General features: G+C 66.8%; 5 protein-coding genes. 1 reads left to right on the top strand and 4 read right to left on the bottom strand.

The features are described 5' to 3' along the window. Window positions 1-39: 39 nt before the first annotated feature. The 4 genes from ACIPIA_RS06980 to ACIPIA_RS06995 form a co-directional block, all read right to left on the bottom strand. A complete protein-coding gene (locus tag ACIPIA_RS06980; RefSeq protein WP_400507975.1) occupies window positions 40-567 on the bottom strand; it encodes a winged helix DNA-binding protein in 528 nt (175 codons plus the stop codon). 116 nt (window positions 568-683) lie between these two features. Further along, complete coding sequence (locus ACIPIA_RS06985) at window positions 684-1,679, bottom strand: TRAP transporter substrate-binding protein (RefSeq protein WP_400507976.1); 996 nt, start codon at window positions 1,677-1,679, stop codon at window positions 684-686. Window positions 1,680-1,714: 35 nt separating this feature from the next. Beyond that, entirely contained in the window at window positions 1,715-3,025 is a 1,311-nt protein-coding gene (locus ACIPIA_RS06990; protein WP_400507978.1) for a TRAP transporter large permease, read from the bottom strand. Window positions 3,026-3,029: 4 nt separating this feature from the next. Further along, complete coding sequence (locus ACIPIA_RS06995) at window positions 3,030-3,578, bottom strand: TRAP transporter small permease (RefSeq protein WP_400507979.1); 549 nt, start codon at window positions 3,576-3,578, stop codon at window positions 3,030-3,032. Between the two features lie 223 nt (window positions 3,579-3,801). Between ACIPIA_RS06995 and ACIPIA_RS07000 the strand changes: the two genes are divergently transcribed. Further along, window positions 3,802-7,401 (top strand): hydantoinase B/oxoprolinase family protein, encoded by a 3,600-nt coding sequence (locus ACIPIA_RS07000; RefSeq protein ID WP_400507981.1) that lies wholly within the window; start codon window positions 3,802-3,804, stop codon window positions 7,399-7,401. The last annotated feature ends 204 nt before the right edge of the window (window positions 7,402-7,605 follow it).

Here is a 7,605-nt window from a genome sequence, read left to right on the forward strand (position 1 = left end):
GCGAGCTACGCCAGCCTGCCGGAGCCGGGCAGCCGCTGACTAGAGGCTCGCGGCCGCGCGCGCCGCATGGTCGTACTGGCCGGAAAGCGAGCGCATGGCGGCGGCGATTTCCGACAGGCGGGCGGGATCGACACCCGTCGCCTTGATCGACTTGACGAGCAGCTGCTCGCGGATCTGGGCATAGCGCTGGCAGGCCTCCTCGCCGGCCGGCGTGACCTCGACAGTCTTCTCCTTGCCCTTGCGGCCGCCCTTCAGCAGCTTCAGCCGCTCCAGCTTCTTCAGCGAGTAGTTGACCAGATGCGTATCCTCGATGTTGAGGACGAGGCAGATGTCGGCGAGCCGCTTCGGCTTGCCGCGATGGTTGACGTTGTGCAGCACGATCACGTCGAGCGGCGACAGATCGGGCAGACCCGCGGCCGCCATGCAGCGCACGATCCAGCGATGGAAGGCATGGACCGTCATGCTCAGCGCGAACTCGAATTCCGACAGGGCCGGCAGCGCGCCTGCGGCAAGGTGGCCGGAGGAGACGATCGGGCCGAGGGTGTCGGGGAGAGGGGGCTGGGACATGTCTGAACTCACGCCATTCCCGGGCGGCGCGGGCGCCGGCCCGGGAATCTCTGATCGGGCGATGGCCGGCCTGGGCCGACCATGACGAGCCACAAAGGCCGCTGTCGGATGGCGCCTTACATCTTCTTGTAGGCGTCGACGATCGCCTGGCCGTCGGCGCCGGCCTTCTTCAGCCAGTCGGCGGTCAGGGTGTCGCCGGCTTTCTTGAAGCCTGCGGCGAGTTCGGGCGAGGGCGCCTGTACCTTCATGCCCTTGGCCTTGAGCTGGTCGAGATACCAGCCGGCCTTCTCCTGCCACATCTTCCAGCCCCGCTCCTCGGCAGTGGCAGCGGCCTTCAGGAGCGCATCCTGCGTCGCCTTGTCCAGGGCGTTGAAGGCGGCCTTGTTGACGAAGGTGGCGTCCTTCGGGATCCAGGCCTGCGTGTCGTAGAAGTGGGTCAGCGATTCCCAGACCTTGGAATCGTAGCCGGTGCCGCCCGACGACATGAAGGAGTTGACGACGCCGGTCGCCAGCGCCTGCGGCAACTCCGCCGCCTGGATGGTGACGGCCTGCATGCCGAGCAGCTCGCCGAGGCGGGCGGTGCCGACATTGTAGGAGCGCCACTTCAGGCCCTTCATGTCCTCGACGCTGTTGATGTCCTTCTTGGCGTAGACGCCCTGCGGCGCCCAGGGGACCATGAAGAGGAGCTTGATGCCCTGGCTGTCGAGCTTCTTCTCGATCGCCGCCTTCGAGGCCGTGTAGAGCTTGCGCGAGTCGGCGAAGGAGGTCGCGAGGAAGGGCACGACGTCGATGCCGTAGACCGGGTCCTCGTTCTCGTGCAGCGACATCAGCACTTCGCCCATCTGGGCCTGGCCGGTCTGGACGGCGCGCTTGATCTCCGGCGCCTTGAACAGCGCGGCGTTGGCGTGAACGGTGATAGAGAGCTTGCCTGATGTCGCGGCCTCGACGTCCTTGGCGAACAGGACGAGGTTTTCCGTGTGCGGGTTGTCCGACGGATAGGCGTTGGGCAGGTTCCACTTGGTCTGAGCGGCGGCGCCGAGCGAGCCCAGCGACAGGGCGCCTGCCGCGACGCCGGCGACGAGAAGTCCCTTGATGAAGTCCTTGCGATGCATGGTGTTGTCTCCGTTCCCTTGGTTTTGATGCGTTATCATTGAGGCGGAAAGGCCATCTGCGGCAAGACCATCACGATCTGCGGGAAGACGGTGATGATCGCGACGGCCGCGACCAGCAGGAAGAAGAATGGCAGCGCCGCCAGCGCGACCGTGTTCGAGTCCTTGCCCGACATGGTCTGCAGCACGAAGAGGTTGAAGCCGACCGGCGGCGAGACCTCGGCCATCTCGACGATCAGCACCAGGAAGATGCCGAACCAGACGAGGTCGAAGCCGGCGGTCTTTATCATCGGGATGACGATGGCGGTGGTCAGCACGATCATCGAGATGCCGTCGAGCGCGGTTCCGAGCACGATGTACATCACGGTGAGCGCGGCGATCAGCGCGTAGGGAGAGAGGTGAAGGCTGTCGACCCATTCGGCCAGTGCCGCCGGGATGCCGGTATAGGCCATCGAGGTCGACATGAAGGAGGCGCCGGCCAGGATCAGCATGATCATGCAGGTGATCCGGGTGGTGCCCATCACGCTCTGCCAGAAAGCCTCCTTTGTCAGCGAGCCGGACCACCAGGCGATGCCGAAGGAGCCGAGCACGCCCCAGGCGGCGCATTCCGTCGCCGTGGCCCAGCCGAGCAGCAGCGAGAGGAAGACCAGTGCGATCAGCAGCATGCAGGGGATGAGCTGCGCCGATTCCTTCATCTTCTCGCGGAAGCTCATCTTCGGCTCCGGCGGCGGCGACTGGTCGGGGTGCAGCAGGTGCCAGACGATGATGTAACCGGAGTACAGCGCCATCACGAGCAGGCCGGGCAGGAAGCCGGCAAGGAAGACCTGGATGATCGAGACGTTCGCCGCGACCGCATAGACCACCATGGTGATCGAGGGCGGGATCAGGATGCCGAGCGTGCCGGCGCCGGCAAGCGAGCCGAGCGAGACGGTCTCGTTGTAGCCGCGGCGCTTGAGCTCGGGCAGGGCGATCTTGGCGACGGTGGCGCAGGTCGCAGCCGAAGAGCCGGAGACCGAGCCGAAGATGCCGCAGGCCAGCACGTTGACGTGCATCAGCCGGCCCGGCAGCCAGTTGAGCCAGGGTGCGAGGCCGCGGAACATCTCCTCGGAAAGCTTGGTGCGATACAGGATCTCGCCCATCCAGATGAAGAGCGGCAGGGCGGCCAGCGTCCAGGAGGCACTGTTGCCCCAGATGGTGGTCGCCAGCACCGAACCGGCGGGGATGCCGCCGCCCACGAACTGCATCGCCACCCAGCCGCAGGCCATCAGGGAAATCGCGATCCAGACGCCGCCGGCGAGGAAGATCGCGAGCAGCAGGAGCAGCAGCCCCGAGATTTCGATCATCGCCATCGGCTCAGACCCCGCTCGCCATGGCGCGCTCGACGATCTCCTCGTCGGATTGCGCCGGGGGCTTCTCGTAGCGGGGCTCCTGGCCGCGGATCACGACATGGACGAACTCGTCGAGCATCGCGATGAAGAGGATGACGAGGCCGCCGGAATAGCCGAGCTGCGGGATCCAGAGCGGCATCGGCACGACACCGCCGGCCACGTCGTTGAATTCGAAGGACTGCCAGGTCATCACGGCAGCGTGCCAGGCGAAGAAGCCGGAGAAGCCGAGGCCGAGGATCAGCGAGAAGACCTCGAAGAACCAGCGCTTGCGACCCTCGAAGCGGTCGATCAGCAGGCCGACGCGGATCATGTCGCCGGATTTGAAGGTGTGGGCGAGCCCGAGAAAGGCCATCGCGGCCATGCACCAGGAGGTGAAGTCATCGCCGGCGGGGATATTGAAGCCGACCTCGCGGCCGACGGACATCACCATCATCAGGACGAAGATCAGGACGAGGAAGACGCCAGCAGCATAGCCGGCCCAGAGGTAGAGCGTGTCGAGCGAGCGGCGGATCATGGAGCGCGCCGCTCCCACCGGTTGGTGGCGCGTGCGCGCCCGGTTGCCAGGGTTGCTCGCATCGTCGCATCCTCCGCTTTCGTGCCGGCCCGGCCCCTCAGCCATGTTCCAGCCACAATCGGGATCGTAGCCGGCGGAAGCGCCTTGTCAATAACTCATCGACGAATTATCGATGAAACGTCAGCGTAATCCATCGCTGGCATGGCGGAGGGGAGAGCGTCCTATGTCGGCAGCCTGTTGGGACTTCTGGATCGATCGCGGCGGCACCTTCACCGACGTGATCGGCCGCGATCCGGCTGGCAATCTCCATGCCAGGAAGCTGCTCTCGGAAAATCCCGGCGCCTATCGCGATGCGGCCGTGCAGGGGATCCGCGATCTGCTGGGGCTGAAGGCAGGCGATGCTATCCCGGCCGGTACGGTCGGCGAAGTCCGCATGGGCACCACCGTCGCGACCAACGCGCTGCTCGAGCGCAAGGGCGACCGCACGCTGCTGGTCACCACCAGGGGTTTCCGCGACGCTCTGCGCATCGGCTACCAGGCGCGGCCCGACATCTTCGCCAAGCAGATCATCAAGCCCGAGCAGCTCTATGAAGACGTCGTCGAGATCGAGGAGCGCGTGCTGGCGGACGGCACGGTGGAACGTGCGCCCGATGAGGCGGTGATCCGCAGCGCGCTTCAGGCGCAGTTCGATGCCGGCTTCCGCGCCGTCGCCATCGTCTTCATGCATGGCTATCGCTACGCTGCCCATGAGCAGGTCGCGGCCCGGATCGCCCGCGAGATCGGCTTCCCGCAAGTCTCGGTCAGCCATGAGGTCTCGCCGCTGGTGAAGCTGGTCGGGCGTGGCGACACTGCAGTGGTCGATGCCTATCTGTCGCCCATCCTGCGCCGCTATGTGCAGCAGGTTTCGGAAGAGCTCGACGTCGCCCGCACCGGTGCGCGGCTGATGTTCATGATGTCCTCGGGCGGCCTCACCGCCGCCGAGCTGTTCCAGGGCAAGGACGCGATCCTGTCCGGACCGGCCGGTGGCGTCGTCGGCCTCGCCGAGACCGGCCGCTCGGCCGGCTTCGACAAGGTGATCGGCTTCGACATGGGCGGCACCTCGACCGACGTTGCCCATTTCGACGGCGAGTATGAGCGCGCCTTCGAGACCGAGGTCGCCGGCGTGCGCATGCGGGCGCCGATGATGCTGATCCATACCGTGGCCGCCGGCGGCGGCTCGATCCTCCACTATGATGGCGCGCGCTTCCGCGTCGGGCCGGATTCGGCCGGCGCCAATCCCGGCCCGGCGGCCTATCGCCGCGGCGGGCCGCTTGCCGTGACCGACGCCAATGTCATGGTCGGCAAGCTGATCCCATCCTATTTCCCGGCGATCTTCGGGCCGAATCAGGATCAGGCGCTCGATGTCGACGCGGTGCGTGCGAAATTCGCGGCCCTGGCGCGGGAGGTCGGTGACGGCCGCTCCGCGGAGGAGGTCGCCGATGGTTTCGTCCAGATCGCCGTCGCCAACATGGCCGAGGCGATCAAGAAGATCTCGGTCCAGCGTGGCTATGATATCACCCGTTATGCGCTGAACTCCTTCGGCGGCGCCGGTGGCCAGCATGCCTGCCTCGTCGCCGATGCGCTGGGCATCAAGACCGTGCTTCTGCACCCGTTCTCAGGCCTGCTCTCGGCCTATGGCATGGGGCTCGCCGAAATCCGCTCGACGCGCACGGCGGCGCTCGACGTGCCCGTCGACGGCGAGGCGAAGGCCGCGATCGAGGCCGTGGCCGAGAAGCTCGCGGCAGAAACCAGCGCGGAAGTAGCCGGCCAGGGCGTGGCTGAGGTCGATATCGCCATCCATGTCCGCGCCCACATTCGCTATGCCGGCACCGACACGGCCATCGCCGTCCCGGCCGGCCCGCGCGCAGCGATGCAGGAGGCCTTCCAGACCGCGCACAAGGCACGTTTCGGCTTCATGGACGAGGCCAAGGCTCTGGTCGTCGAGGCCGTCGAGGTCGAGGCCGTCGGCGGTGGCGCGAAGTTCGAGGAGGCCGCTGCGGACGAGCATGCCGGCGAGCCGGCGGTGGCAGAGCGCACGCGCTTCTTCGCCAAGGGTGCATGGCACGACGCGGCCATCGTCCGGCGTCAGGCGATGGAGCCCGGCCAGAGCCTCGCCGGCCCCGCCATCATCATCGAGCCGAACCAGACCGTCGTCGTCGAGGACGGCTGGACGGCCAAGCTGACGGCCAAGGACCATCTGGTCCTCGTCCGCACCAAGGCGCTGGTGCAGCAGGCGGCGATCGGCACCAGGGCCGACCCGGTGATGCTCGAGATCTTCAACAACCTGTTCATGTCGATCGCCGAGCAGATGGGCGTGACGCTGCAGAACACCGCCTACTCCGTGAACATCAAGGAGCGGCTCGACTTCTCCTGCGCCGTCTTCGACCAGACCGGCGCGCTGGTCGCCAACGCTCCGCACATGCCGGTGCATCTCGGCTCGATGGACCGCTCGGTCGAGACGGTCATCGCCAACAACCCGGTGATCAGGCCCGGCGACGTCTACTGCCTCAACGCTCCGTATAATGGCGGGACGCATCTGCCCGACATCACGGTCTGCACCCCGGTGTTCGATGCCGCGGACAAGGACATCCTGTTCTGGGTGGCGAGCCGAGGCCACCACGCCGATGTCGGCGGCACGGCCCCGGGCTCGATGTCGCCGCTGGCGACGAACATCGAGGAAGAGGGCGTCTATATCGACAACTTCAAGATCGTCGATCAGGGCCGCTTCTGCGAGGAAGACCTCGTCAAGCTGCTGACCGGCGCGCGCTGGCCGGTGCGCAACGTCGTGCAGAACGTCAACGATCTGAAGGCGCAGATCGCCGCCAACGAGAAGGGCGTCGCGGAACTGCGCAAGATGATCGGGTCCTTCGGGCTCGATGTCGTGCAGGCCTATATGGGCCATGTGCAGGACAACGCGGCCGAAAGCGTGGCGCGGCTCCTGACCAAGCTGCACGATGCCGAATTCACCTATCCGATGGATCAGGGCTGCGCGATCAGGGTGAAGATCACCATCGATCGCGAAAAGCGCGAGGCGACGGTGGATTTCACCGGCACGTCCGAGCAGCGCCAGGACAATTTCAACGCGCCGGCGCCGGTGACGCGCGCCGCCGTGCTCTATGTCTTCCGCGTCATGGTCGACGACGCGATCCCGATGAATGCCGGGTGCCTGCGGCCGATCCGGATCATCGTGCCGGAAGGCTCGATGCTGGCGCCGCGCTACCCGGCCGCGGTGGTCGCGGGGAATGTCGAGGTGAGCCAGGCGGTGACGAACACGCTGTTCGGCGCGCTCAAGGCGATGTCCTGCTCGCAGGGCACGATGAACAACCTGACCTTCGGCAACGACCAGTACCAGTATTACGAGACGATCTGCTCGGGCTCACCGGCAGGTCCCGGCTTCAACGGCACATCCGGCGTCCATGTCCACATGACCAATTCGCGCCTGACCGATCCGGAGATCCTGGAGACGCGCTTCCCGGTCGTGCTGGAGGATTTCCATATCCGCCCGGGCTCCGGCGGCAAGGGCCAATGGACGGCCGGCGACGGCACCAGCCGCACCATCCGCTTTCTCAAGACGATGGATTGCGCGATCCTCGCCTCGCACCGGAAGGTCCGGCCTTTCGGCGTGGACGGCGGCGAGCCGGGGCAAGTCGGCCGGACGCTGGTGCGCAGGCTCTCGGGGGCGATCGAGGAACTGAAGCCGTCCGACCAGACGCTGCTCCAGGCCGGCGAGGCGGTGACCGTGATCACGCCGACGGCCGGCGGCTACGGCGGGCCGAAGGGCTGAAGCCGCGGCCGCTCGGGCGCGGGGCTGCTCAGCCCTGCGCCGGTGGCGGCACGCGGCCCCTCACGGCGTTGGCGCGCGCGACATAGGACGCTGCGCCATCGTCCGCGATGGTGATGCGGGCACGGACCTTGTCCTTGAGCTCGGCCACAGTCTGCGGGGGCAGGGCCGCGATGGTTGGGGCGACGGTCGCGCCCAGCGTGCTCG

This window comes from Allobosea sp. CER48 (assembly GCF_044752385.1).
GTDB lineage: Bacteria > Pseudomonadota > Alphaproteobacteria > Rhizobiales > Beijerinckiaceae > Allobosea.